This window comes from Fibrobacter sp. UWB12, assembly GCF_900142485.1.
Taxonomy (GTDB): Bacteria; Fibrobacterota; Fibrobacteria; order Fibrobacterales; family Fibrobacteraceae; genus Fibrobacter.
Window position 1 is genome coordinate 89,328 of record NZ_FRAZ01000006.1, and the last position, 26,690, is coordinate 116,017.

A 26,690-nucleotide genomic window follows, 5' to 3' on the forward strand; every position below is an offset into this window, starting at 1 on the left:
TTTCCGTAAAAGCAAATTCGCAGATTAGCGCTTGCTGAACTGGAAGTGCTTACGAGCCTTCTTGCGGCCGAACTTCTTACGTTCAACGGCACGTGCGTCACGAGTCATGAGGCCTTCCTTCTTGAGAGCCGGCTTCACTTCTGCGTCGTTAGCAACGAGTGCGCGGGAGATGCCGAGACGAACAGCGCCCATCTGGCCAGCGATGCCACCGCCACGAGCGGTAACTTCGACGTCCCATTCTTCAGCGTTGCCGAGGATGGCGAACGGAAGGTTTGCAATCATGTTCTGCACTTCAGAATGGAAGTATTCCTTGAAATCACGACCATTGATAGTGCGCTTGCCGGAACCCGGCTTCAGAATCACAGCGGCGATGGCGTTCTTGCGACGGCCAGTGCCGCGGTAGATCTTCTTATTCTTTGCTGTAGCCATAGTTTTCTCCGTTCTAAATTAAAGTTCTACGACTTCGGGTTTCTGGGCAGCGAACGGATGTTCGGCACCTGCAAAAATCTTGAGCTTCTTGATCATCTTGTGGCCAAGAGCGCTGTGCGGGAGCATGCCCCAAATGGCAGCTTCGAGCGGAGCAGTCGGGTGCTTTGCCAAAAGGTCGGCAAAGTTGATCCAACGTTCACCAGCAATGTGACCGGTGTGGTGGAAATACTGCTTCTGGAGAGCCTTGTTGCCGGAAACAGCAACCTTTTCAGCGTTGATAACAACCACGAAGTCGCCAGTATCGACGTTCGGGGAATAGATGGCCTTATGCTTGCCCATGAGGAGACGAGCAACTTCGCTTGCAACGCGTCCCATCGGCTTGTCAGCTGCGTCCACAAGCTTCCACTTGCGGGAGACAGTCTTCGGGTTTACCGTAATGGTCTTCATGTAAATCCTCTAGTGAGTGAAATTCCGAGGCACAGGCGCCCCGAGAAAAGCAGGGTAAATATAGATGCTTTTACGGGATGGTTCAAGGGTAAAAAAGTGTATTTTTTGAAAAAAGTAGTATTTTGGCGGGTTAGACATTCTATCAATTGATATAATTATATTAATTAGTATAGTATTTTGGTTGTTAGTCAATGGTCTTTGGGCAATAGTCATTAGAAATACGTCACTAGATGGGGCTAGTAGCCCCAACCTCTTCGGCTCGGTCATACCCATACGAGTATGGTTGCGACACTCGCCTTTTGAGGTTGTCTTCGACTCCGCTCAGGATGACACGTCCCTACCTTAGAACAAATGTATTAATGGCGACCCCGTCCCCATACGCGGATCACGCTCACATAAGTGCTAGTTGCATTCAAGGCGAGTGTCGCGACAGGCTGCTTGCAGACTGTCATGATTGAGCCGAAGATGCTGACGCAAAGCGTCAAAGCACTAAGTGATCAAAGAAAATAAATCCGGGGTGACAATCGGGCATGACAAAGCAACAATTCCGAATTATCCTTACTGTTTACTCTTCTCCTTGCGCATGGAGGCGAGCGCTTTTGACTTGCGGCGGGCGGTTTCTTGCAGGTTCACGGCAACATCGAATTCATCGACGATTTCGCGCCCAAGGATTTCTTCGAGCACGTCTTCGAGACTTGCAATGCCCGCAATCGCACCAAATTCATCAACAACACCGACCATGTGCCCACGCTGTTTGAGGAATCGTAGCAACAGCTTGTCGGTCATAAGGCTATCGGGCACAAGTTGCATTGGACGCATAAGCTGACGAAGTTTCACATCGCGCTTGCCTTCCGCAAGAAGGTTGTATGCATCTCGACGGAGCACAATTCCAATCCATTGATCCTTTTTTCCATCGTAAAGCGGAACTCTGGAAAACGGCCAGTTTCCACGTTCATCCAACGTCTCGCCAATCGTGCTATCTGCAGAAAGCGTAAAGACTACTTGACGGGGAGTCATCACACGACGCACAGGGAGCGACTTGAGCGAAAGAATATTCTTGATGACAAGTGCCTGCTGGCGGTCAATCACATCTTCTCGCAAACCAAGACTCACAAGGCTATTGATGTCTTCGATACTCACATCCTTCTTTTCTTTATCTTCGCGAGTCCAATGCTTGGTAAGCGTAAGGCAAAGCCAAATAATTCCAGTCCAGCTCAGCACTTTTGTAATGTAATAGAACGGCACAGCCACAAGTGGCGCACAGATTTTTGCCTGTTTCACACCAAGCGTTTTCGGAGTGATTTCGCCAAAGAGCAAAATGAGAATCGTGAGCACCACGGGAAGGAGCATCGCCTGCGAAGGAGTCAATCGCTTTACCGCAAGGGCAGTCGCCAAGGAAGCGCCCACAGTATTTGCAACCGTATTCACAACAAGCACCGATGCAATATAACGGTCGATATTATCCTTCACATGCTTGAGGTAACGCGCCGTAAATTTCTTTTGCCGTTCCAGTAGCTCTACCGTCGAAGGCGGGACACTGTAAAACGAAGCTTCAGTCACGGAGCAAAACGCAGAAGCCGCAAGACAACAAAAAACAGTTAAAGCAATTTCAAACATAATTTCGCGCCTCCGGCGCAGTTACTAATAACCATTAATCAACCCCGGTTCAATCGCCCAGAATTGCGTGCGCTCCATATCGCGGACAAAATCGCTCAACGCCTTTGTATCGGCAAACGGAACGATAAACGAATCCTCGGTATTCAATTGAACAAGTTCAATATCCGTGGATTTGGGGATATCGGCAAGTTTACGCACTTCGTCTAGTGCATCATCAAAACCGCCAAGTCCTTGCACAAGGCCGGCCTCTTTTGCCTTCCAGCCCACCATCACGCGGCCACCGCCATACACGGAATCCACCACGGCCTGATTAATTCCAGTCGCCTGCGAAACCACTCCCGTAAAGCGGTTGTAGAAATCATCCATGTATTCCTGGAGGGCAGCCTTTTCCGTGTCTGTCCACGGGCGAGCAAACGAACGAGCATCAGAATAATCGTTAGTCTTCACCGGTTCATTTCTTAGCCCTATTTTTTTCATCAAACCTGAAACATCAATTTTTCCGCCATAGATACCAATGCTTCCGACAATAGCAAACGGCTCTGCAATTATTTTATCTGCACCACATGCAATGTAGTAGGCGCCTGATGTTCCAATATTTCCGATACTAGCAACGATCGGAATATTAAACCGATTCAAGTTCTTGAGCGCACCCCAGATTTTATCGGATGCAATTGCATTTCCGCCCGGTGAAGAAATCCGCACAAGGAGCGCCTTCACGCCCATGCCTGGAAGTCTACGCAAACCTTCGAGTACAGCCGTTTCCATTTTAGAATCAATCGTTCCATTGATATTCAACAATGCAACTTTCGTACGATGGCTCCAGCTTTCATCAAAGATTTTCGTATTTGACGGAGACCATGTTCTAAATCCAGCATAAGGAGCATCTATTCCGAAGAATGTTTTTAAAGCATAGCTCGGCACTTGATCTATATAAAGAGTCGTATCTGCAAGGCCTGCTTTTTTTGCCCCTGTCGCAGTAATCACAGGTTTTTGTGCAAGTTCATCTAGTTTTTCCGTATTAACTGGAGTCGATCCTGTCTTAATCCGCGAAGCCAATCGCATACGAATCAATTCCCAAATATCCTTGTAAAGCGTCTCTACATTTTCGCGAGCATTTACCGACATGGAATCCGCCGTGTACAGTTCCACAGCAGACTTGTAAGCACCATGGCGCAAGAACTCGACCTTGACACCTAGTTTATCCAAAAATCCTTTGTAGAACGTAATTCCGCCACCAAGCCCAAGCCACGTAAAATGCGCCGAAGGTTCCACTACAATGCGGTCTACACTTGCTGCAGCCATAAGTACAGCTGGACGAACATCATCCATATATGCAATGACAAGGCCCCCGCGAGATTTAAGCATTTTCACATAACGGTTAATTTCTTCAGAAATAGCCAAATTGCCAGTATACCCAGAGAAATCAAGCACGACAAGGCCTGCCGCCGGATCACGAAGCAAATGTTCGAATAAATTACGAACCCTCATGAGGCCAATGGACGAAGGTTCAAAGAAAAGGAACTTCTTTTCCACTTCGGAAACTTCCATATTGAGCGGCACACGTATAATCTTCGCCGCATGGGAAGACTGCGGATTACGCGCCGAATGGAAGCCGATACTTCCGCCCTTCGGCAAAAAGTCATCCAAAATTTTGAGGGAAGCATCGACATGCCCGCCAAACGAAGTAGAAAGCGTGAGAGCGAATTCATCGTCATCGCCGTACAAGGGCATTTTAAAGCCAAATCGGTATCCGTAAAGGGATAGTTCCAAAAGCAAACGATGTTCCTTCCAATTTTCGACATCGTAACTTGCACTCAAGAAACTCCCCAAGCGAAGAGTCGCCCCTGCATTATGGATGCGCTCCATAGAAGCAGGCCCCAAATAAAGCAGATTATCACAGGAATAGCCAAGGGAAATAAAGCGGAACGGGCGAATCAAAATACCGGGAGAAAACGTCCACTCCGTCCCCGTAAAATCCGCACTGCGAAACGCCATAAAACGGCTGCCTAAAAAAGCACTTCGGTCAAAAAGCGGGAAACTATACGTCAAGTTCCAACGCGATTCGTCCATGCCCTTATCGTTAAAACGGTACTCAAACCCGGCACCCAGACGGTCCAAATTACCGCCAATCCGTAGCTCGGTAATGCCGTCATCGAATTGGTACGAGAGCAGCGCCCCCTTAGAATCAAGTGACGAAAGCCCCGCAGGGTTCCCGAAAACACCATGCCCACCATCTAGCGAAACAAAACCCGATTCGCCAGGAAGGTAAGCATAAGATAGCGCTGAAAGCGCAAAAAACGCAGCAATTATTTTTCTCATCATTGATATAATAGAAAAATTGCTATCTTGATTAGCGAGTGAAGGAAATAATTTTAACACAGTGGTGGTTCTATGGCTGCATCTTCTAAAAAAGAAGAAACTGACCTCTTTGATTTATTAAAGGAATTCGTCAAAAATTGGAAAATCATGGTTCCGTGCATAATTCTTGCCGGAATTATTGGCGTTTTTGTCGCCATGTGGATTCGTCCGGTTTACAAGGTAGACGCCCTGCTCCAAATCGAATCCAAGAATAACAAAAGTGTCGGCTTAATGGGCGGACTTCCCAGCCTCTTTGCCAGTGCAAGCCCTGCTGAAACCGAAATAGAACTCATTTACAGCCGTCAAATCATCGGCGAAGCTGTGGAAAAGTTGCGTTTGCAATACACGGCAACACCGATAAACAAGATGGACAGATTGTTGCACCACGAAGGCCGCATGGAACTCAGCCAATTCGAAGTGCCTTGGAAATCCATCCCGAAGGATGAAAAAAGGGGACCTTGGATAGCAACAGCAGTAGACAGCACTTCATTCGACCTGTATGATCACAATAACAATAAAATCTTAACAGGAACTGTTGGACAAACATATAGAGTTCCTTACGCTGGAGACACACTCATCTTTAGCGTATTCCACATGGATGCAACTGCCGGACAAAAATTCAAGCTCAACAAATTGGAACGTCTTGACGCTATTGCAAAATTCAAAAAGGCATTTGAAGTCAAGGAAAAAAGCAGAAAGACCGGAATCTTGGAATTCAGCTATCAGGACATCTACCCTGACCGCGCTACAAAAATCCTTAACGAGATTGCAACATCTTATTTGAGACAGAACGTAGAACAGCGAAACGCCGAAGCACAAAAGACGCTTGAATTCTTAGAAAAGCAGCTTCCCGACGTCAAAGCCCAAATGGACAGTTCGCTACTCAAGTTCAACACCTATCGCAACAAAGTCGGTTCCATTGACATTGGTGCAGAAACGCAACTGATTTTGGAAAAGCGCAACAAGTTGCAGCAAAGCTTGCTGGACTTGCAGCAGAAAAAACAAAGCGCAGTCCGCCTTTTCCAGCCGGAACATCCGACCATCAAGACCTTGGAAGATCAAGAAAGCAACTTGAAACGCGAGCTTGCAAGCAACTACGCAGCAACAAAGAAACTTCCGAATACACAGCAAGAAGTTTTGAAACTGACGAATGAAGTTGACATGAGCAAGCACATGTACACCACCATGCTCAACAACATTCAACAGCTTAAACTCGTTTCTGCCGGTGAAGTGGGTTCCGTCCGCATTATCGATTTTGCCGAAGAAGTTTCCAGTCCTATAAAGCCCAAGAAATCCATGATTGTATGCGTTGCTTTATTCATCGGTTTACTCTTTGGTACACTTATCATCTCGATCAAGAGCAAATTTAACAACGGTGTCCGAGACGCGAACTTTATTGAACGCGAAACAGGGTTCAGCGTTTACGCCAAAGTACCGAAGGGGAACCCCAACGGAACTAAAGGCACTCGCCCGCTCGCTGTAGTCGAACCCGATGATGTGGCAATCGAATCGCTCCGTGCATTACGCAGTTCTCTTGAATTTAGCATGGAAGACGAAAGCAAATCCATTATTGGTGTCAGCGGTCTCATCCCTGGAGTCGGCAAGAGCTTTATTTCCGTCAATCTTGCAGCGCTATTCGCAGGATTAGGCAAAAGAGTCCTTCTCATCGATGCAGACCTCCGCAAAGGTCGCCTGCATAAAGAATTTGGAATCAAGCGCGATAAAGGACTTTCTCAGATTCTTTTACACACAGCAACTCCCGCTGAAGTCATCAGCAAAACGGAAGTTCCAAATCTTGAAGTCATGCAATGCGGCAACGTTCCGAGCAACCCCTCCGAACTGCTCGGTTCCAAGCATTACGCCGCCATGATCGAAGAGTTAAAAAAGCAGTACGATCTCATCATCATCGATACTCCGCCGATAATGCTTGTTACTGATGCCGCTCTCGCCTGCCGCGTTGTATCTGAAATCGTTATGGTCATTGAGTACAACCGCCATAGCATTGACGCTATCAAGGATGGCATGAAGCAATTGCTCAAGGGCAACAACGACGTTCACGCAAGCCTCGTGATCAACAAGTACGAACACGGGCATAGCGATGGATACGGCTACAAATACGGGAAGTATTAATAAATCGAAAGATTTATTATTTCACAGGTTCGAATTTACGGGCAATTTTCCTTATAAGCGGTCCGTTTAACCAATATAACGTTTTTTCATTGAACTTCGTTAATGTTGGCGTGACCACTTGATAAGGGTAAGAAGTTTCTCGATTGGTGACCAGCAATACTTTATTCACGTATTTTGACAAACGATCGAGTTCTTCCGTAGTCGGATCCGCCTTGACATAAATGCATTTGGCATTTTTCACGTTGAATCTTTTCATGCCGTCGTTCCAACTTTCTAATGCAATTTTCCGGGAATCCAAATTTCGGAAATGTATTTCGATATCAAAGTTTTCAACGGCAGCCATCGAGAAGAAATCATCCAAATCATTTTGATGCTTTGATTCAGACGATCTAATAAACTTCAAATTAAAGTCTTTTACATAAGACAGGTTGTCAACAACATTGAAAAAGTCATCATCATAAAGGCTTACTTCCGTAAACGGAGAGTGCGATGATGTATTGCAAGAATGGTAGTAATAGTGTCCTAAAGGAATGTTTGAAATGATTGAATAAGGATGCGTGAAATAAAAATATTTTTTATAAACCGAGAAAACACTTCTACCAAAAGTTTTCAGTTTGTTTTTTAAATCTCTTTTAATTTGAATGGGCTCTTTTTTCAACCACGAGCCCGCAAAGTGGTGAATCGAATACGTATTTTCGGTAACCTCAAGTTTTTGCGTATCCCAAGTCTTTGGACTAAACCAATCAACAGGGAACACATTGACAACATCCTTGTCGTAATCAAATTCAGATTGATTTTTTATAAACCGCAATTCATAATTAGACTCAATGCACTTTCTAAAAATAGCGGGCATAGGAGTCATTTGCACGGCACCGTCAGTTGTTATAAATTCTCTGTCTTTGTAGCGATTGTACAAATCGTCTATCAGGCCCCAATGTTTTTCGCATCCCAAAGTTGCAGCCTCAATTCCCTTCGGCGTGTTTTCCATGCCAATGAAATAGGGCAAATGAAGCAAGTCATCGAACGATTTTAAAACTTCAACATCACTATCTAGATATATGCCGCCATAATTGGATAAGGCGTAAAGTCGTATGTAATCAGCGGCAAAGGCGTACTTTCGTTTTTCGAACGCCTGGTCAACCCATTTGGCAGTACCTTTAGGAAATCTCTTGAAATCCCATTTCCAAATTTCATAATCGGGTAATTTTTCCTTCCATGAATCCATGCATTTCTGGATAGATTCTGGATAGGGATCATCACTAAGCCAACAGAAATGGATTATCTTGGGGATCATAGGATTCTCCTAATTTAAAAAACTTTTTCCTTTATCTTTTTCAACAAATAGGCGCGGTCTAGCTTAGACAAGATAATGTAAGCACCAGTAACTATGCACACAACCGTTACTAATGAGAATGCCAAAGCCAGCTGAGCCCATGAGGTAGGTTCAAAAAAGTGCTTTATACCAAAACAAATTACCAAACATATGATAAAATAAGCTAGTGCCTTAAAGAGGTTTTTATAGAACGTAGTCTTTGGCAAAAGCAGGCAACGAGCACCATACATAGGCAAAAATACAAAGCCTCTGATTATACCACAGAAAGAGCGGGTTCCGGCCAAAACGTACAACCTCATTTCAGAAGATTCGACAATAAACATCGAAGCGAAAACAATCAAGAATACGGTGACGTTATTGCCTAACATGAACAGCGTAGAATACTTCAATTTATTTGTTATAGTGAATATATTCCAGAAAGATTCAAGAGGCAAAGTATACGCTAACGCAAAGGTACCTAAAATAGTAAGGAATATCAAATCATCAGCATTTTCGCTCGGGAGCCACAGCCTATAGAATGAATCGCCATAAACATAAAGACACGTTAACGGAATCGCAGTAAAGAAAGACAGAATTCGAATAGACTTGTGACATTCATTGAGCAACTCGTCATGTTTCTTCTCGGCAAAGTACCTCGTCATCGTAGGCGCAAACACCGCGGATATCGACTGAAAGAGTCCTAAAATAATAACAGGAACATTTTTTGTAATTGCAAAATATCCCATTTCAATCATGCCAATATACAGGTTTGCAAGCAGCAAATCAAAGCCTTGACCGAGGATTTCACCTAGTCTCGAAATCAAGCTCCACACGCCCGATTTCAAAAGCTCTACAATTTTGCTAACCTCAAAGTTTTCTTTTTTTACACCAAGTTCTGGCGTTAAAACGCTTGTGAACCTATAGTTTGCAAACGCAGTGTATATAGTGAGAAGCATTCCTGCCAAACCAAGATACCAAACATGGGGCTTAAAGAAACTGAACAATAAAATCAGGGACAAAGCCTTTATTGCTGTTCCAATAATAGTACGGACATTACTTAAATCAAGTCTATTTTTTATAAACGTTGCGATAGTCCATGTTCCTGCGAGAAGGCCTATAATATTGTTTATCGCCATAAGGGCAAACAACAATTTAACATCAAACACCAAATTTTCTGGTATATTGATGAGGTACTCTAGCCATACAATACACAAAGAAACAACGAACGTGATGACGAATGCAAGAATTATGTTCGAAAGGAATACCGAAGCATAATATTTATTGGCCTCATCGATATTCCCTTCACAATATTTAATGGTGATAAAACGTCCGACCATTGAGTTCAAAGCAATAGTTATCAGACTTGTATAAGTAAGAATATTTGCAGACAATCCGATAAACCCGTAAGCTTCTGGGCCAATGGTTCTTACGATATACGGAGTCAACCCAAAACGAATACCCAAACCGACGACAAAAGTTATTAACGATGCCGCCATATTGACAACGAATTGCCTGTTTTTCGATGAATGAGTGGGCACTTTCTATTACTCTTTATAAAACTCCAAATTGCAAACGCAAAGATAGCAAAAGACAAAAACCACGGCAAAACAAGCTTCCACATTAAGGCTATTTAGATGGTCGCAACCAAGCCCCTAAGCCCACCCTTACATGGATAATAACTATATTTTAATTGAGGTTTTTCATGTCAGCTCGCAAACACGCATTTCTTATTCTTGCCCATAGCAATCCCCAATTTGTAGCAAGATTAGTAAACAGCTTAGTAGCCCCCAATCACTATTTTTTCATACACATCGATAAAAAATCAAAGGAAGATTTTTCCTGCCTTAAGCAGATTCCAAACTGCACTTTTTTAAAGAAGCGCGTGAGCTGCAACTGGGGTGGTTTTAGCCTTGTAGAAGCAACACTAAACCTTTTGAAAGAAGCAAAAGCCGCAGATAACTTTTCCTACTTTCATTTACTTTCCGGTACCGACTATTTCTGCTCCACAAACGAAGCCTTCGATAAGTTCTTCGAAAACAACACAAAGAGCTATTTAGAAATTAGAGACGGAAGCCAATTCGAATGGCGTCTTAAGATATACACATTTAACGACTTCATCAATCGAAGAGGCCGTTGGAAAAACATTCTTTGGCATACAGACGACATCCAAAAAAAGCTCATCCGTCATATTACCATTCGAAAGCCCCTTAAAGAAACGTTCTATTACGGATCGCAATGGTTTTCCCTAAGCAATGAAGTCGTCGATTACGTATTGGACTTCTGCAAAAATAATCGATGGTTCGTTCGTCGCTTTTACTTAACTTTCGTGCCGGACGAATCGTTCTTCCACATGATTATCTTGAACGGACCTTTGGCAAACCAAATCGTCCCCAAGAATCTCCGCTTTATCGACTGGACCAGGAAAGTTCCAAAAGAACCGCTTCCCCGCACTCTCGATATCAACGACTATAACGACATTATTCAAAGCGGATGTTTCTTCTGCCGCAAAATATCTACAACCAAATCGGCATCACTAATAGACAAATTTGATGAATTGAGGAACAAATAATCAATATGGGCCAGTCTCTCATTTCCATAATTGTTCCCATTTACAAAGTCGAGCCTTATTTGCATCGATGCGTAGACAGCATCATTAATCAAACATATCAAGACCTTGAGATTATCTTGGTCGATGACGGATCTCCAGATAACTGCCCCCAAATTTGCGACGAGTACCAGCAAAAAGATTCTAGAATCAAGGTCATTCACAAGCCAAATGGCGGCCTGTCCGATGCTAGAAACGCAGGGCTAGACATTGCCCAAGGCGAATACATCATTTTCGTGGATTCGGATGATTTCATCCACCCTGAAATGGCTGCAGTTTTATTTGAACTGTTGCAAAAGAACGGTTCCGACATTGCCATTTGCAACTTCGTTCCATTTACACACGATGTAACAACATCAAACGAAGCCCCCGTTGTCGAAACGCTTTCCGGAGAAGAAGCCGCTTTACGACTTTATCAAAAAGAATATACAACACAATCCGTTGTAGCTTGGGATAAGATTTACAAAAAGAGCGTCTTCAACAATCTTCGTTTTAAAGTAGGTAAATTCAACGAAGACGAATTCTTTTCATACAAAGCGATGCTTTCGTCATCGAAAATTACATATACGTCACAGGAACTATATTACTATTTCCTCCGCGATACCGGAATTTCAAAAGCCATCACAAATCCAAAATCGCTAGACGGACTTGAAGCAAAACAAGAGGCAATCGCCTATTACAGGGAAAATAAACACTTTGCTCTTTTGAGAGCAGCCGTCTCAAGCTTTTTAAATTTCACCGCCAAGAGATATTGTTTTGTGCACCATCAAAAGGGCAACCACAAAAATTTATTGGCAGAAATCAAAAAGCATCACTTCAAGGTTTTCAGCGAAAACAAATTCGTTCTGGACAAACGACTAACTAGGCGAGCACAAGTATTCCAGTTCATGCCGTTATTATATTGGTTCTTTATAAAATACGATAAGTTCAGGCAGCAAATTCAAAAATAGGGGTAATCATGCTTGTTTTATCGTTATTCGCATATATTCTTTTTTTCGCCTTAGTCTTTTTGGTCATCAAGGGGAACCGGGAGCAGCAATTACTCTCTCTCATTCTTGTAAACATTCTCTTTTACATCAATATTGCATTAATTGCAAAACCAGAACTGACCCCCTTCCAGCTTATCCCCTACATTTTTTTCGCAAAAGAAATTCTCTTTAACAGCAGCGAATTTAGAAGAACGTGCGCATCGTTTCCTGTAAAAACAGGTTTGTTAGTAATCTTTATCGCTTATTTCTTGACAACTTATTCAAATGGCGGTAACTCGCATGACTTCTACAGTTCTTTACGTTATTGTTTCGACAAATATATACCCATAATTGCAGTATTCATCTGCGCGAAAGATATCGATGAAAAAATTTTGACAAAGCACTTGTTCTTCTTCTTCCTAATTTATTCCGGTTGCGGACTTCTTGAATATTTGTTAAACCACAACTACATTCGAGAAATCATCGCAACAGCCTTCCCGTCCACAAAAAATACAGACATGTTCGGCCCCGCAGGAATTACGAAAGGATTATACTCTTCTAGCTGGAGACCGAGAATTTCTATTACAACAAAACATCCAACGGCTTTAGGAACACTGCTTAGCACCATGTTCCTATTCACCTTGGCTTATCTTAAAATAGCCCCGGAAAAGTTTGACATAAAGAAAGTAAAAATAGTCCTTGCAGTTTTGGCAGGAGCGGTGATATTATCAGGGTCGAGAACAGCGCTTGGTTGCATATTGTTAGGTTCTTTAATCTATTTCACAATGCAACTTTCACTTAAAAAAAGACTTTTTGCAATCATCTTTTATGGTTTTATCGCCCTTCAATTGTCTTCATTTGCCTTAGAATCATTTGAAGAAAAAGAAGGCGGAAGTTCTCTTTCTCTTAGGCAACAACAGCTTTTGTTTACGCTCATCGAATTTGCAGAAAGGCCAGTATTCGGCCATGGTCTTTACTTTACCAACCATACGATTTTAGCAAGCGATGACGATGGCAACAGAATGTATTACTCTAAGGAAGAAACAGAGGGGCTTGAATCCATCGTCTTCTACACCCTCTTGGATATCGGTTTATTCGGAGCGCTCGCTTTACTGATATTCTATGGGCAAATGCTCTTTTACTTCTATAGACATCGGAAAGCAAACGAGCATTTGGCCACGCAAGGAATATTGCAAACATCAATGCTCATTGTGTTCCTAATCCTTTCGGGAGAAATCGGAAGAAATACCGAAATGAGCATCCTCTTTATCGGAACATCACTTGGACTGCTACAAAAATCTATTGAAAGTGATCAGCACGATCTCGTGATATCTTCAAGCGACGAAAACGAATAAACGAATCCCATCGAGGCGCATAATTATCGTCGTTTCCTCCATGGAATGTCGAGAAATAGAATTTGTCTATTTTCTGATCACGCCCATTTCTAAAGAGCATTGAATCTTCTTTCACGACCAGGCTATCATCAAACCACGTTTGAATATAGCCGTTTCTAGAATAATTATTTAGAGAATCAACATCATTCAGCCCAACATGCATTACAATTTTATGCCACTGGCCTCTGGTGATTTTCTTCTGATCAAACTTACCATTTAAATCCCACTTGATGTTATCTGCATATTTCCCTTTCTGGGGGGCCGAATAAACGTATTGCGTCAAGAAGCCGTCCTTCTTCCACATAATACGATTGCTCCAGCCATCGGCTTCTTTCGGCGTATTGCCACCGGTATAGCATTTTCCACCACAAAATCCAGGCAGTTTTCCACCACTTCTAAAATCAAAATTCTTTTCGAAATAAACTTCGTACGAGCACCACAATTCTTCGGCACTATCCTTTTCAAGCGGAATCGTAAACTGCAACGCACAACCATTTTTTCTAGATGTGCCAAAACAACCTTTAGGGTACTTCAATCGAAGATAAGTGCCACTTGAATCAGGCACTAATTCTGCCATTGAAGAATTCTCGATACTTGCAACAATGCCACCCACAACATCTGCAGGAATGGACAAATTTGAAAAAAAGAATTGCAAGAAAAGAGCTAGATAGAGCATAGCATTTCCCTCCACATCGGCAAAACGTTTTCTATGTCAAACCGACTAGATAACTCCAAGCAATTCAAAGCAACGTTCGCTCTCATGTTATCATCTTTCATTAAATCTAACATCTTTTGAGCATACATCTTTAAATTTCCATAAGGAATCAAGAAGCCATTTTCTCCATCGAATATAATATCCTTGATAGATGCATAGCTATCAAACGCCAAAGGAACAACTCCAAATTGCTGAGATTCCGTAAGAGTCAACCCCCAGCCTTCAAACGACGATGTCATCATAGACATCGCAGCCGTTTCATAAAATGGTCGCGGATTTTGTTTCCCCATAAATTGGACATTCTTCAAATTCATTCTTGCAGCAAGCTTTTTATAGTCCTGCAAATTTTCGCCATCACCGATAATTTTCAATGTCCAAGTTTCTGCAATCTTGCTTTTCTCCACTTCTCGCCATATTTTCAAAGCTAGAGAAATTCTTTTTTGAGGCTCCTTCATTCTCGAAACAATCAGCACTTCATTCTTTTTCTGAGCTATAATCGATTTGTCATTTCGCACGTCAAATGACAATATATTCGGGATAGCAGTTATCTTATCCGAAGATACATGAAGATTTTTCTGGAAGAAGGGGGCAAACGAATTCGAAAGCAATAAAATTTTAGACACCCTCGGGATTATCTTACCCCAACGAGCATGAAAGCGTTTCAATTCTTTCCAATAAAAAATAGGGAAAAAAGCCATCCTGACAAAGCGCTTTATTTCATCACTAACAGAACCGAACGTTTTCGTGGAAGCCACGCGCCAGGACTTGACGAATGTAGGCGGCGCAGTATGCCATGCGACAATGTACGGAATATTTTTCGCCTTGTTGCTCAGATATCGACTCACAACACAATCACAAGCAAGTTGCTGTACAACAACATCAATGGACTTGTCTAAAAAGAATCGTTCTACATCAACAGTTTTACCTTCAAACAAAGTTTCGGTTCCTGTATCCTGCAAATAGAACGATTGTATTCCATATTTCAAAAGCCCCCGCATAACAGAAACCGTTACGCGTTCTACGCCACCAGCCATCGCATCTAAAGGATTATTAAAAACAAACAGGACATTCATTTTAAAGTTCCTTAATTGCATTGAAATTTCTCAAGCAATTCTGCGTATCATTATACAAAAAGAACGACTTCATCCGTTCCATATACTGATCCGACATTCTGCAATCTTGGCTTAACATAGATTCCACATGCACGACGACATCATCCAAGGATTTTGCGACCGGGCCGAAAGCATCCTGATCCGGATCAAAATAGCCTTTTCCCTGGTGTCCGCTTTGATATGCTTCACGGTCAAACTGGTACAACAGAATAGGCTTTTGCATATATGCAAAATCAAACTGTACACTTGAATAATCCGTAATCATCATGTCACATTCAATCATCAACTTTTGTACATCATAATTCTCAAATGATGCAGCAATCACATTCTTTTCAGGAATTGTGAACAAATGCAAGAATTTTTGCATTTCGAAGTGAGGATAGAAAATCAGTTCATAGCCATATTGGTCCAGCAAACTTAGCAAACGTTCACTATTCAACAGCGAATTAAACGATTTAAAATAATCCGTTTTTTCAAAATCTTCTGCCGTACATTTCGATAAATAATGTCTCCAGGTCGGCATCAGCAGTATTTTTTTTGTTTTTTGATGAGTCAACGGAAGAGCGTCATACCTAGCAAAACCTAAAGATTTCACACATTGTGCAGGATGACCAAATCTTTCAATGACAAATTGTTCTTCCCTTTTCGAGACCGTGACAAAGAGGTCAAACCGAACCTTATCTCGGTGTAACCAAGGTCCATCTGCTTGAGTCACGCCATGCTGAAGGAACACGTATTTTCCTTTTACAAATAATTTCTTCAAGAAAGAAACATGATCCATTCGCAAAAAGAGATTTCTTTCAGGCGCCCCACCAAATATATGCGCACTCACTTTTTTCTTTGCGACCAGATAGCATAAATAATGTTGCCAAGACCCATGATAAACAATTCGGCCAACATCCTGAACATTTTTTAAATCAGGCGAATCTTTTGTAATAATATAGACCGCATTAACATCAGGGCACTTCTTACAAACATAACGGAACAGATGCATTGCATTATCTCTAGCATCGTTTCCACGTTCTGCAAAGACCCATAAATCTTTATACTTCCTGTTTTTCCCAATAAAAACAAGAAGTATCTTGGCTATACAGCATTTAGCAAATATTCCTAACCACTTTATATATTTTCTCAAGCCGTTTTTTTTGACAAACGAAAGAAAGGTTTCTTTTTTCATATTAGGCATTGCTAGAAGTGATACAAAGAAATCCAAGACTTTTTATAATTTTTCCAAGACCGTTTCTCGATATAGTCAAAAGCATTCTGTTCCTTTATGCGAAGCTTACCATCAGCGAAATCTTCTTTCACTTGTTTAAACACGCTTATAAGGGAATCTTCATGCGACTGGGCAGAATCATAATCATACGAATACACAGCATCCGTAGATTTTAAAACATCGCGAATGCATCCAATTTCCGGGCATATCATTGTTTTGCCATAGGAAAAAGCCATCCACAACGTACCTGAATTCAAAGTGCATCGTTTATCATACGGAGCAACCAGCAAGAGCGATTGGGTCAAATAGGCTTCCATCTGGTCAACCGGAATAAAATTAAAGTCCAAAATGATATTTTCATTTCCCTGTGCAGCTTGTTCAATCTTATTCCTATACGATAAATCACGGCAAGATCCACAAACGAGCAGCACAAAATCACTTTGTCCAATATTTGACTGTTCAAATGCACGAACTAGAACATCAATATTCTTGTAGGGATCAATTTTTCCACAAAATAACACAATCTTCTTTGATTCTGCTATTCCATATTTTTCCCTAATATTCAAATCCGATTTAGGATAATTCTGTATATAATCCCCATGCGGAATACAGACAACTTTATTCCTGTATTTTTCTAAAGCAGGGATTTCATCAAACGTTGCATCACATAAAATATGAATACGGGTGCTCCATTTCAGCAACGATCTCATCATTATTCTAGAAAAAGACTTTCCTAGTTCCTGCCCATGGACTTCCTTGTTATGGATTGTCCAAATAATAGGCTTTCCTCGCAACCTAAAATAAATCAAGGTAGCAAAGCGAAAAATAAAGTTCATCCAAACTTTAATCCGGCTTTTGCCACGAATATTTTCTAACCAATTTAGATGGACAACATCATAAAAGAAAAGGCTACCCCATTTTCGTTTTATGGCTTCATTAACACCAACAACGGTGTATTCGTCGGAAATAACACTAGTTATATTCCCCAAATAACTATTCTGAGGAGTCTCTTTTTGCGGAAAAACTAGAATTCTAATCATCAACCAATAATAGACCGGATCTCATTTATCAATTGTTCTGAAGCAAAGACAGTTCCTTTTTACAGTCCAAGTAACTTCTTGTACGCGCTAATCAGCTTCGGTTTTTCATAATCCCAACATAGTTCGTTTTGCACACGCTTGCGACCAAAGGCGCCCATTTCCGCCGCCTTTTCAGGATTGTCCAAAAGCCATAGGATTTTTTCGGCAAAGTCATCTGTATCGGTATTCTTTGCATAGAGCGAAGCTTCCTGTGCAGAGAACTTACCTTCCTTGAGCGTAAACTGCACAATCGGCTTTCCGAACGCCATATATTCCATGATTTTGTTCATGGTGGACTTGTCATTCATTTCAGAAGGCAAATCCGGATTGACGCACACATCAGCCGTGTTCATCACATCGGCCAAGAATTCGTCACTCACGCGACCAGGGAATTCCACATAATCGGTAAGCGCCATCGTCTTGTTCAATTCGCGAAGTTCTTCCAAAGAAGGTCCCCCGCCCATAATGCAAAAGCGGATGTCCTTGCGGCCCTTCTTGTTCACGATGTAATCGACAGACTTGAGCAAAAGATCAATGCCTTCCTGCTTGCCCATCACGCCGATATAACCAATCAGATACTTAAAGCCTTTCTTAACTTCCGGCTTGGCGGGGCCAATTTTCAACTTCGAGAGGTTTGGACCGCTGCGCACAATCGTCACATCCTCTTCGCGTTTTTTGCCACGGCGCATCGCAATTTCCTTATACGATTCATTCGTGACAATGGCATGCTTTGCAAAAAAGTACGTAAGACGTTCCACCAGAATCATCGCGCGGTAGCCCAAGCCTTTCTTGCCAAATTTTGCAATCCAGAGTTCCGGATTAATATCGTGGTGGTCAAAAAGGAACCTGCAACGCGTAAATGTAAAGAACAAGAACGCCGCTATAAAAATCAAGTCAGGCGGATTGCAAGCATGAATCACATCCTGTACGCCCTGCTTTCTAAACACCTTGAACAAGAGACGAGTCTCATGATAAAGTGCACAAAAATATTCCTTGAAATAATCAAGCGAACGCTTTGCTTCTGGCAACGGATGGCGATAAATTTTGATACCATCAAGTTCCTCATATTCCTGAGGATACTTCTTTGTCTTCGGGCAAATTACGGTTACTTCGGCACCTGCTTCATGCAAAGATGTCGCTTCCTGCCAAACACGGCGGTCAAAAGGGACCGGGAGATTTTCAACGACAATGCAAACTTTCTTTCCCGAAAGTTCCTTCAAAGACTGTTCCATAGAATTTACCAGCAAAAACCTTCGTAATTAGAAAGCGTTTCTACAGACGGATCCTTCAAGCGAACGAGATCCAAGAAATGAACTTCAGGTTTCTTACGAATCAGTTCCGAGATCTCAGGATTTCGAACGGTAATAATGACAAGTGAATTATTTTTCACAACATCTTCAACTTCATTCACAAGAAGCGGAAGCAGGTGCGGAATACGCTTATTCAATTCACGCAGGTTTGTTTCTTTTTCGCGAGCGATATTCAAATAGCGGTCATAGATGCTCAACGAGCAACCCTTGCCCAAGACGCCTTCGGCCAAACGAATTGCGGCCGAATTACGCAAGTCATCCGTTCCCGCCTTAAAAGTAAGCCCAACAATGCCCACAGAACGCACGCCTATTTCTTGCACGCGGTCTAGCACTCGGCGAATGTGCATGTTATTGCTGTTTTCAATCGACGAAAGAACAGGAACTTCGACCTGATGAGATTCGGCCAAGAAATTCAAACCACGCAAATCCTTAGGAAGGCAAGAGCCGCCGTAAGCGAATCCCGGTTTAAAGTAATACGGCGAAATGTTCAGCTGGGTATCCTTGCAGAACAAGTTCATAACACTATGGCTATCGATATCGAGCTTTTTACAAATTGCGCCTATTTCGTTTCCAAATGTAACCTTCAAGGCATGGTATGAATTATTGACAAACTTGATAATTTCGGCAACTTTCGGCTCGACTTCTACAATTTCACTACCCAAAGGAGCGTAAAGATTTCTAAGAGCATCAAGGGCTCGACGACATTCGCACCCAATAACAGTCAACGGAGGATTCAAATAATCGGCAACAGCCATACCCTCACGGAGAAACTCTGGATTCGAGGCCACAGCAAAATTGATTCCTTCACGTTTTCCCGAAACCTTTTCAATCAATTCCGCAGCAGCAGCATTCGTTCCAGGAGGCACGGTACTACGAATAACGACGATATGGAATGTCGACTTAGAACGAATAGCTTCGGCAATCGAACGCACAGCAGACATCAAATATGTTGTATCAAGGCGTCCGTCTGGAGCATTAGGTGTACCGACACAAAGGAACGATACATCCGTTTTTGCAACCGCCTCAACAGCTGAAGATGTAGCCGAAATAAGTCCGGCCTTATAGCCATCCTGCAAAACTTCATCAATATCCCTTTCGACAATTGTCGGAAGTCCGGCAGCAATTCGATTTACCTTATTAACATCGACATCGCAGCCAATCATTCGATGACCTAGCTTTGCAAGGCAGGCGATTCCAACACAACCGACATACCCTAATCCAAATACACTAATAGAAGCCATAATATTTATCTCTTAGTAAAATTTTTACTCCGCTTTGCCCTTTCCGATGCTTGTTACTTCAAAGCCAATCTTCCTAAGGGCGTCCGCATCCAAAATATTGCGACCATCAAATACAAAGGCAGGTTTCGCCATCGAGCTGTAAATGCGTTTCCAGTCAAGTTCAGCAAAGCATTTCCATTCGGTACAGACGACAACGGCGTGAGCACCTTCGGCGGCCTTGTACGGGTCTTCTTCAAATGAAACCTGATCAATCACATCCTTAAGGTCGCGCTTGGCATCCGGGATAGCCTTCGGATCAGTCACGACAGGCAGTGCGTGTTCGGCAAGCAAGTCGCGAACCACGAGGTTCGCCGGGCTTTCACGGGTATCGCCCGTATTGGCCTTGAACGCAAAACCGAACACGGCAATTTTCTTGCTGGCGATAGTATTGAACATTGTTTCGAGCATGCGGTCCACCACGCGGTGAGTCTGCCACTCGTTAATTTTCACGACGCTTTCCCAATAGGCAGCCACTTCCGGTAGTCCGTAGTAACCGCAAAGGTAAACGAGATTCAAAATGTCCTTCTTGAAGCAGCTACCACCAAAACCGATAGAAGCTTTGAGGAACTTAGGACCGATACGGCGGTCCTTGCCCATTACATAAGCGACTTCGTCGACATCTGCACCGGTGCGTTCACAGAGAGCGCTAATCGAGTTGATGGAACTGATACGCTGTGCGAGGAATGCATTTGCAGTAAGCTTCGTCAGTTCGGAGCTCCAGAGGTTCGTCGTAAGTATGCGATCGCGCGGCACCCAGTGAGCATAAACATCAACGAGCTTCTGGCAGGCAGCAAGGCCCGATTCCGTCTGATGGGAGCCAATGAGCACTCGATCGGGCTCAAACAAGTCGTTAATGGCGGTACCTTCTGCAAGGAATTCCGGATTCGAGAGCACTTCAAAGTGAAGGCCCTTATCGTTTGAATTCAAGATGCGTTCCATGGCCGCAGCGGTACGAACCGGGAGCGTCGACTTTTCGACGATGATCTTTCCTTCGTCAGCAATTTCCAAAATGTTTCGGGCGGTCTTTTCCCAATACTGGAGATCAGAAGCCTTACCGGCACCATGTCCAAACGTTTTCGTCGGGGTATTCACCGACACAAAGATAATGTCCGCTTCCTTGATGGCTGCAGGAATATCCGTGCTGAAGAACAGATTACGGCCACGAGCGCGCTTTACAACATCATCCAAGCCGGGTTCAAAAATCGGGAGATTTTCGCTATTCCAAGCGTCAATGCGAGATTGGTTGATATCAACTACGGTAACCTTAACATCGGGGCACTTGTCAGCGATAACAGTCATGGTAGGCCCACCGACGTAGCCTGCACCAATGCAAACAATTTTAGTTTCGAAACTCATGATGTTATAAAATAGCAATTACACCACGAATCATTATCACCCATAGGCAAAATAAAGGCTTTTTATAAGCCATTATTAAGGGTCCAACGACAATACAGACAAACTAAGCAATCTTTTTTTTTCTCGGCCTGCGAACAATAAAAAGACAGGCACCAATGAGCACTAAGCCGACCGAAATAACCTTCCCTATCGGGAACGCTTCATAAAAAACAAGAGCCCCCGCTAATGTCGGAACCGCAGCACCGACTGCCGCACTGAACGGGATAATAAATAGGGCTCGTCCACGCGAAAAAGACACTTGCGAGTACAAAAAAGCAATGCCATAAGTAGCGACATAGCCAAGCGTCCTAAAATCCATAAGCAAGTTCGCCACCGAAGAAAATTCGATGTGGTCGAGGTCAAAATCCATGGCAAGGCTCTTATAAAACGCAGCCGAAAGTCCAAAACCAACGCCCATAATGAGCGAGTCCACCACTTCGCGATCTTTTACCCAAAGGTGCGCAATTAACGTTGCAAAACAAAGCCCACCTGCATACGCCCAAAGGCTCCCGATATTCTGCACAGCAGTCGATTCGCCAAGATTTTCGACAGAATAAAGAAGGCCAGCCACAACAAAGCAAATCGCCACGACAATACGCTTGGTCAAGACTTCTTTCAAAATGCAGAAACCCATGAGTGCCGTCAGCACCGGATTCAAGACCATCATCGGTTGCACCTGGCTCAAATCATATTGGGCCATGGCAATGTAATAACCTAGCGTTGCAAGCCCAGAGCATGCAATGCCAAGCCACCAAAATTTATTCGTGATAACGCCCTTGAAAAATTCCCAGGGTCTAGAAGTACCGCCCGTGCGTTTGCCTACAGTAGATACTCCCGATTTTTCAAGAATGTTTCCACAGGCAAAAAGGAACGCCGGACCGATGGTTAAAAGAAGAAATAACATAGCAGTTGGCAGAACTTATCGAGTTACTAGATACTACTTATCTCGATATATTTCCTGATAAATCCAGTAATTTCCCATGACGCGTTTGACATAGTCGCGGGTTTCCCAGTAGCTGATTTCTTCGACGCGCAAATCCCACGGGAGACCTTCGCTTTCGGACTGCCAACGCTTCGTCGGTTTCGGGCCTGCATTATAGTTGCAGAGCACGTACATGTAGTCGTTCTTGTATTCATCCTTGAGATCCACCAAGTAACGGATTCCCAAGCGAATATTCATATAGGCATTGTAAAGGCGCTTCGGATTGAAGTTCGAAATTTCTTCCTTGTCCGCAAGCATTTTTCCCGTCGCAGGCATAATCTGCAAAAGGCCGCAAGCGCCCGCGGGCGATGTAATCTGGAAATCGAAAATGGATTCCTGACGCATCACGCTATACACAAAGAACGGATCGATATTGCTCCCCGAATGGTAAACGACCGGATCGGCGTACGGCACCGGGAAGAGGTAATGCAACACGTCAATCGGCGGAGCCATCAACAAACGTCTATCAATTTTCGCCTGGAACTGACGTGCAAGTCTGTACCCGGCAGCAGTTTCGCCCATTTCATAGAACAGCTTACCGTATTCGTAAAGGAAATCAAGACGCTTAAAGTTTTTCTTCTTGACTTCTTCATACAGCCTGAAAGCTTCTTCCTCAAAACCATAGAGGAACAATTTCTTGATTTTTTCAAAGCGTTCCTTGCTATACGAAGCATCGGGCTTTCCGAGTTTGTTCACCGAGCGGATCCAGTCAATCGTTGCTGCATGGGACATCGCTACACCATGTGCATACGGAATCTGATCTTCCGGCAGCAAGCGTTTTTCCAAAAGTTTAGTACGGCTGCGATGAGCATAGTACGAGAGCGGGAAATCCTTGATACAATCGAGGTACGCAGCACGGGCAAGCGAATCCTCGCCCATTTTCATGTACGAATCGCCAAGGAACATTCTCGAAGCGCTACCACTCCACAAGAACGGGTCTTTCGTTGCATCACGGAAATATGCAACAGCTTCAACCCACATGCCACGCTTAAAGTAGCAATAGCCTATGCGGAATCTCGCCCATTGGCGTTTTAAGTTGCTTTTAAAACGTTTGTGAATGAGTTTCTTGTAGCACTCAATCGCCTTGTCGTACATCAACTTCTGTTCAAATTCAAAGCCGCGCAACCAAAGATTATTGGCATTTTCGTTGCTATACTGGCTCACGTCCTGCAAAAGCGAATCGTACATGTGGATTTCTTCGTCAAAGAGACCTGCAGCTTCCTTGCGGTAAAGCTTGAGAATCGCCTGGATCCAGGACGGACGCGCTTCTACATTTTCAATCAAGTTGCGATACTGTTCAATGGCATCTTCATTGCGGTTCAACGCGCGCAATGCACCAGCGCGTTTTTCCCACAGCATAATACGCGTGTTCAAATCTAGCGTGCTCTTCTTCAAGCGCGCATAGGCCGGGTCATCAAGCACCACCACCGAAGCCGGATTTTTCTGAGCCTGCTGAGCATCCAGAATCTGGATAGAATCTAGCAACTCCAGGCAATTTTTCATTTCGTCCTTGTTGCATGCCATCTTTGCATAAGCGACTTTTTCAGCAAGCGTTTCAGGCGTGCCAAGCACTTCTCTCAAGCGACGGATTGAAGCATACGCAGAATCCTTGTACGATGTACGGCTCGTCAAAAGCTTCATGTAAAGGCGCTTTGCCTGCTTCAACTGGTAAGAATCTTCTAAATAGCGTGCGTAACGATACTTTAAGGGATCGACATCATCGCCATCCGGATTTCCATTAAGGAATGCCATCAGCGAATCTGCACGGGCTACATCATTCAGCGAAAAATCAGCCATTGAGGCTTCGATTCTCAAGCGGTCCGCCGATTCGCGCCAAGCCCTGTCATTTTCCAGGCTCTTTTCGAGGCGCAGCGTTTCGCGCATCTTGGCGTACTGTTCCTGTTTAAAGTTCGCCTTTGCCATACGGAGCACAACGCTTCCAAGCAATTCCGGTTCACGCTTGCGCAAAGAATTGTAGGCGGCATAAGCACTATCCCACTGACCACTGTAATAGTAATAGGCTGCACGCGCAAAATCACGATGGTTCTGCGAAACAGAAATATCATTCATTGTTTTCTTTGCCCGAGCAGCACGGATAACAGCATCCTGGAACTGATCCGGAGCCACCATTTCCTGATCCGAAAACGGAGACTTATACAAAGAATATGCCGATCCATCCACCTGAGCATACAAGGCGGCTGTGCATGCAAACAACAACGAATAAAATATTTTCATCGACCAACCAACTCTTTTTATTTTTCTACCTGTCCCACAAATCCAGATATACCAAGTTCCATAATGGTTTGAGCATACTTTTTGTGCAAAAACTCATTTACACTCTCGGCATCATCCATTTGCAAAACAGTCAACGCAGCTTCACGAACATCTTCAAAGTTGATAGAACGGATAATTTTCTTCGTGGTCATCACGCTCCACGGAGTCATTGAAAGTTCATCAACACCAAGGCCAACCAGCAACAAAACGCTCATCGGATCCGTACACATTTCACCGCAAACAGCCACCGGGATTCCTTCACGGTGTGCAGCCACCACAGTCTGATAAATCATGCTGAGCACAGAGGGGTGGTGCGGCTGGAACATATCTGTAATAAGTTCGTTCGTACGGTCTACGGCAAGCGTAAATTGGATCAAGTCATTTGTACCCAAGCTAAAGAAATCGACTTCCTTAGCAAGTTTATCCACAATCATTACGGCAGCGGGAACTTCGATCATTGAGCCGATTTTCACAACGGGCAACTTATGACCTTCGTCTTCCAGCTGTTTGCGGGCTTTCGCAATGCAAGCCTTTGCACGGCGCAATTCCGTCATGCTCGATATCATCGGAAGCAAGATGCGCAAATTGCCTTTTGTATTTGCAAGCAGCAGAGCACGCAACTGCGTAATGAAAATATCTTCGCGATCAAGGCATACGCGGATGGAACGCCAACCCATAAACGGGTTAGATTCATTTACTGCCGAAACACCCGACACCAGTTTATCGCCACCCGCATCAAGCGTACGGATGACAACCGGGAACGGAGCCATCTTCTCGAGAATATGTCTATATGCGCTTTCCTGTTCTGCTTCAGTCGGAGTATCTTTCCTGAAGAACAAGAATTCCGAACGGTAAAGACCAATACCCGTTGCGCCAAAGTCCGTTACTTTGTCCGCTTCTGTAGGAATTTCGATATTTGCATGAAGCACAATGTACTTGCCATCGCGAGTCATCGGCTCCAACTGACGCATCGTGAAAAGTTCACGGCGCTGGCGTTCGAACATTTCCTGGCGTTCATGGAATTTGCGGATATCGTCTTCGTTCGGATTGATGATAACCTTACCATCAGCACCATCGACGATAATTGTATCGCCGCTTTTAACGAGGGCCGCAACATTTCTAAGACCGGACACAGCAGGAATCTGCAACGCTCTCGACAAAATGGCGACATGGCTTGTACGGCCACCAGTATCCATCACGATTGCGTTCACCTGGCCCGGTTTGAGCGTCATCAAGAAACTTGGAACAAACTCATGAGCAACAAGGACAATGCCTTCTTCGTCAGACACGTCCTCCAATACCGGTCCGGAGTCATCCATTGCCGACATCAAGCGGTTGTACAGGTCCCTAAGGTCCGCCGCCTTGTCGCGCATGGCCGGAGAATCTATTTTCTCGAACTTTTCGATGTATGCGTTAAATACGACATGCACCGCCCACTTTGCATTTTTGTGTTTCTTCTTGATTTTGTCAAGAACTCCATTCACGAGTCCCGGATCTTGCAAGATCATCAAGTGGGTAGCAAAAATCAGGCTGTCCTTGACACCAGCTCTGGTTTCTGAAATTTCTTTAATCTGAGCAATTTCCTTGGAGGTCTTGCTAATGGCCTTCAAGAACATCTGTTCTTCTGCAGCAAGGCGGCTCTCGGGGAGCGTCTCATCGACCACAGAAAATTCGCGATTTGCAACAGGGAACACCGTCCCCATGGCAAAGCCCGGAGACGACGGCACGCCAACAAGTTCAGTTCTCGGAGACTTCCGGGAAGAACCTTCAGCGGGCTTCGCCACAAAATCAGCAGGGTTCTTCGTTGAAGTGGTCATCAAAAAGCTTTTCCAACTGCTGAACGACTAGCTCTTCGTCCTCGCCATCGATTTCGAACTTGACTTCGGAACCGGCAGGGATAGCAAGCATCATCACGTTAAGGATGCTCTTCGCGTTGGCCTTCGATCCATCAAATACAATGGACACATCACTTTTGGCCTGGCCCGTGATATCAACTATCATACCGGCCGGGCGAGCGTGAATACCCAATTTGTTGGAAACAGTAAATAACTTTGTAATCATCAATTC

Annotated in this window: 21 protein-coding genes; 4 read left to right on the plus strand and 17 right to left on the minus strand. The window is 43.8% G+C overall.

Annotated elements, in window-relative coordinates; all coding sequences use genetic code 11:
* Positions 1-24 precede the first annotated feature (24 nt).
* The 4 genes from rpsI to sppA all read right to left on the minus strand — a co-directional run bounded on the left by rpsI (position 25) and on the right by sppA (position 4,815).
* A complete protein-coding gene (rpsI, locus tag BUA34_RS10345; RefSeq protein WP_072829279.1) occupies positions 25-429 on the minus strand; it encodes a 30S ribosomal protein S9 in 405 nt (134 codons plus the stop codon).
* Between the two features lie 18 nt (positions 430-447).
* Entirely contained in the window at positions 448-876 is a 429-nt protein-coding gene (gene rplM / locus BUA34_RS10350; protein WP_072829281.1) for a 50S ribosomal protein L13, read from the minus strand.
* A 558-nt stretch (positions 877-1,434) separates the two neighbouring features.
* Entirely contained in the window at positions 1,435-2,493 is a 1,059-nt protein-coding gene (locus BUA34_RS10360; protein WP_072829285.1) for a hemolysin family protein, read from the minus strand.
* A 24-nt stretch (positions 2,494-2,517) separates the two neighbouring features.
* Positions 2,518-4,815, minus strand: coding sequence for a signal peptide peptidase SppA (gene sppA, locus BUA34_RS10365; protein WP_254794430.1), 2,298 nt, complete (start codon positions 4,813-4,815; stop codon positions 2,518-2,520).
* 69 nt (positions 4,816-4,884) lie between these two features.
* Between sppA and BUA34_RS10370 the strand changes: the two genes are divergently transcribed.
* The gene (locus tag BUA34_RS10370; protein WP_072829287.1) at positions 4,885-6,981 is read left to right on the plus strand and encodes a polysaccharide biosynthesis tyrosine autokinase; all 2,097 of its coding nucleotides are present in this window, start codon (positions 4,885-4,887) and stop codon (positions 6,979-6,981) included.
* Between the two features lie 16 nt (positions 6,982-6,997).
* Here BUA34_RS10370 and BUA34_RS10375 read toward each other — a convergent pair whose 3' ends face one another.
* Positions 6,998-8,275 (minus strand): glycosyltransferase, encoded by a 1,278-nt coding sequence (locus BUA34_RS10375; RefSeq protein ID WP_072829289.1) that lies wholly within the window; start codon positions 8,273-8,275, stop codon positions 6,998-7,000.
* Positions 8,276-8,289: 14 nt separating this feature from the next.
* Positions 8,290-9,789 (minus strand): lipopolysaccharide biosynthesis protein, encoded by a 1,500-nt coding sequence (locus tag BUA34_RS10380; RefSeq protein ID WP_072829291.1) that lies wholly within the window; start codon positions 9,787-9,789, stop codon positions 8,290-8,292.
* Positions 9,790-9,995: 206 nt separating this feature from the next.
* On the opposite strand from BUA34_RS10380, the gene BUA34_RS10385 reads away from it, so the two are divergent.
* Genes BUA34_RS10385 through BUA34_RS10395 form a run of 3 tightly spaced genes read left to right on the plus strand, consistent with a single transcriptional unit; the run spans position 9,996 to position 13,221 of the window.
* On the plus strand, positions 9,996-10,862 hold the full coding sequence (locus tag BUA34_RS10385; protein ID WP_072829293.1) for a beta-1,6-N-acetylglucosaminyltransferase: 867 nt from the start codon (positions 9,996-9,998) through the stop codon (positions 10,860-10,862).
* A gap of 5 nt (positions 10,863-10,867) precedes the next feature.
* The gene (locus BUA34_RS10390) at positions 10,868-11,848 is read left to right on the plus strand and encodes a glycosyltransferase family 2 protein (RefSeq protein WP_072829295.1); all 981 of its coding nucleotides are present in this window, start codon (positions 10,868-10,870) and stop codon (positions 11,846-11,848) included.
* Positions 11,849-11,856: 8 nt separating this feature from the next.
* On the plus strand, positions 11,857-13,221 hold the full coding sequence (locus tag BUA34_RS10395; protein WP_072829297.1) for an O-antigen ligase family protein: 1,365 nt from the start codon (positions 11,857-11,859) through the stop codon (positions 13,219-13,221).
* On the opposite strand, the gene BUA34_RS10400 is transcribed toward BUA34_RS10395, so the two are convergent.
* The 11 genes from BUA34_RS10400 to BUA34_RS10450 form a co-directional block, all read right to left on the minus strand.
* Entirely contained in the window at positions 13,166-13,936 is a 771-nt protein-coding gene (locus BUA34_RS10400) for a polysaccharide lyase (protein WP_072829299.1), read from the minus strand. The genes BUA34_RS10395 and BUA34_RS10400 overlap by 56 nt on opposite strands.
* A complete protein-coding gene (locus BUA34_RS10405) occupies positions 13,924-15,048 on the minus strand; it encodes a glycosyltransferase (RefSeq protein ID WP_072829301.1) in 1,125 nt (374 codons plus the stop codon). Before BUA34_RS10405 ends, BUA34_RS10400 begins: the two co-directional genes overlap by 13 nt.
* A gap of 1 nt (position 15,049) precedes the next feature.
* A complete protein-coding gene (locus BUA34_RS10410) occupies positions 15,050-16,264 on the minus strand; it encodes a CDP-glycerol glycerophosphotransferase family protein (RefSeq protein ID WP_072829668.1) in 1,215 nt (404 codons plus the stop codon).
* Positions 16,265-16,275: 11 nt separating this feature from the next.
* Positions 16,276-17,343, minus strand: coding sequence for a glycosyltransferase family 4 protein (locus BUA34_RS10415; RefSeq protein ID WP_072829303.1), 1,068 nt, complete (start codon positions 17,341-17,343; stop codon positions 16,276-16,278).
* Positions 17,344-17,402: 59 nt separating this feature from the next.
* Positions 17,403-18,614, minus strand: a complete 1,212-nt coding sequence (locus tag BUA34_RS10420; RefSeq protein WP_072829305.1) for a glycosyltransferase family 4 protein — start codon at positions 18,612-18,614, stop codon at positions 17,403-17,405.
* Between the two features lie 5 nt (positions 18,615-18,619).
* Positions 18,620-19,933, minus strand: a complete 1,314-nt coding sequence (locus tag BUA34_RS10425; protein WP_072829307.1) for a nucleotide sugar dehydrogenase — start codon at positions 19,931-19,933, stop codon at positions 18,620-18,622.
* Positions 19,934-19,957: 24 nt separating this feature from the next.
* Positions 19,958-21,328: a nucleotide sugar dehydrogenase gene (locus BUA34_RS10430; protein WP_072829309.1), complete on the minus strand. Its 1,371-nt coding sequence runs from the start codon at positions 21,326-21,328 to the stop codon at positions 19,958-19,960.
* Positions 21,329-21,431: 103 nt separating this feature from the next.
* Positions 21,432-22,271 (minus strand): EamA family transporter, encoded by an 840-nt coding sequence (locus BUA34_RS10435; RefSeq protein WP_072829311.1) that lies wholly within the window; start codon positions 22,269-22,271, stop codon positions 21,432-21,434.
* 33 nt (positions 22,272-22,304) lie between these two features.
* The gene (locus tag BUA34_RS10440) at positions 22,305-24,584 is read right to left on the minus strand and encodes a lytic transglycosylase domain-containing protein (protein ID WP_072829313.1); all 2,280 of its coding nucleotides are present in this window, start codon (positions 24,582-24,584) and stop codon (positions 22,305-22,307) included.
* Between the two features lie 17 nt (positions 24,585-24,601).
* Entirely contained in the window at positions 24,602-26,440 is a 1,839-nt protein-coding gene (gene ptsP, locus BUA34_RS10445) for a phosphoenolpyruvate--protein phosphotransferase (RefSeq protein ID WP_072829315.1), read from the minus strand.
* Positions 26,412-26,684 carry an HPr family phosphocarrier protein gene (locus BUA34_RS10450; RefSeq protein WP_072829670.1) on the minus strand — a complete coding sequence of 91 codons (273 nt, stop codon included), beginning with the start codon at positions 26,682-26,684 and terminating at the stop codon, positions 26,412-26,414. The genes ptsP and BUA34_RS10450 overlap by 29 nt, the downstream gene beginning before the upstream one ends.
* Between the last annotated feature and the right edge of the window lie 6 nt (positions 26,685-26,690).

Excerpts from the sequence above, each read along its gene's own strand:
- BUA34_RS10415 (WP_072829303.1), bottom strand. The coding sequence starts at position 17,343 with ATGATTAGAATTCTAGTTTTTCCGCAAAAAGAGACTCCTCAGAATAGT.
- rpsI (WP_072829279.1), bottom strand. The coding sequence starts at position 429 with ATGGCTACAGCAAAGAATAAGAAGATCTACCGCGGCACTGGCCGTCGC.
- BUA34_RS10435 (WP_072829311.1), bottom strand. The coding sequence starts at position 22,271 with ATGTTATTTCTTCTTTTAACCATCGGTCCGGCGTTCCTTTTTGCCTGT.
- sppA (WP_254794430.1), bottom strand. The coding sequence starts at position 4,815 with ATGATGAGAAAAATAATTGCTGCGTTTTTTGCGCTTTCAGCGCTATCT.
- BUA34_RS10385 (WP_072829293.1), top strand. The coding sequence starts at position 9,996 with ATGTCAGCTCGCAAACACGCATTTCTTATTCTTGCCCATAGCAATCCC.
- BUA34_RS10400 (WP_072829299.1), bottom strand. The coding sequence starts at position 13,936 with ATGCTCTATCTAGCTCTTTTCTTGCAATTCTTTTTTTCAAATTTGTCC.
- BUA34_RS10370 (WP_072829287.1), top strand. The coding sequence starts at position 4,885 with ATGGCTGCATCTTCTAAAAAAGAAGAAACTGACCTCTTTGATTTATTA.
- BUA34_RS10430 (WP_072829309.1), bottom strand. The coding sequence starts at position 21,328 with ATGAGTTTCGAAACTAAAATTGTTTGCATTGGTGCAGGCTACGTCGGT.
- BUA34_RS10420 (WP_072829305.1), bottom strand. The coding sequence starts at position 18,614 with ATGGAACAGTCTTTGAAGGAACTTTCGGGAAAGAAAGTTTGCATTGTC.
- BUA34_RS10425 (WP_072829307.1), bottom strand. The coding sequence starts at position 19,933 with ATGGCTTCTATTAGTGTATTTGGATTAGGGTATGTCGGTTGTGTTGGA.
- BUA34_RS10360 (WP_072829285.1), bottom strand. The coding sequence starts at position 2,493 with ATGTTTGAAATTGCTTTAACTGTTTTTTGTTGTCTTGCGGCTTCTGCG.
- BUA34_RS10380 (WP_072829291.1), bottom strand. The coding sequence starts at position 9,789 with ATGGCGGCATCGTTAATAACTTTTGTCGTCGGTTTGGGTATTCGTTTT.
- BUA34_RS10405 (WP_072829301.1), bottom strand. The coding sequence starts at position 15,048 with ATGAATGTCCTGTTTGTTTTTAATAATCCTTTAGATGCGATGGCTGGT.
- BUA34_RS10395 (WP_072829297.1), top strand. The coding sequence starts at position 11,857 with ATGCTTGTTTTATCGTTATTCGCATATATTCTTTTTTTCGCCTTAGTC.
- BUA34_RS10410 (WP_072829668.1), bottom strand. The coding sequence starts at position 16,264 with ATGAAAAAAGAAACCTTTCTTTCGTTTGTCAAAAAAAACGGCTTGAGA.
- BUA34_RS10375 (WP_072829289.1), bottom strand. The coding sequence starts at position 8,275 with ATGATCCCCAAGATAATCCATTTCTGTTGGCTTAGTGATGATCCCTAT.
- BUA34_RS10440 (WP_072829313.1), bottom strand. The coding sequence starts at position 24,584 with ATGAAAATATTTTATTCGTTGTTGTTTGCATGCACAGCCGCCTTGTAT.
- BUA34_RS10390 (WP_072829295.1), top strand. The coding sequence starts at position 10,868 with ATGGGCCAGTCTCTCATTTCCATAATTGTTCCCATTTACAAAGTCGAG.
- rplM (WP_072829281.1), bottom strand. The coding sequence starts at position 876 with ATGAAGACCATTACGGTAAACCCGAAGACTGTCTCCCGCAAGTGGAAG.
- BUA34_RS10450 (WP_072829670.1), bottom strand. The coding sequence starts at position 26,684 with ATGATTACAAAGTTATTTACTGTTTCCAACAAATTGGGTATTCACGCT.
- ptsP (WP_072829315.1), bottom strand. The coding sequence starts at position 26,440 with ATGACCACTTCAACGAAGAACCCTGCTGATTTTGTGGCGAAGCCCGCT.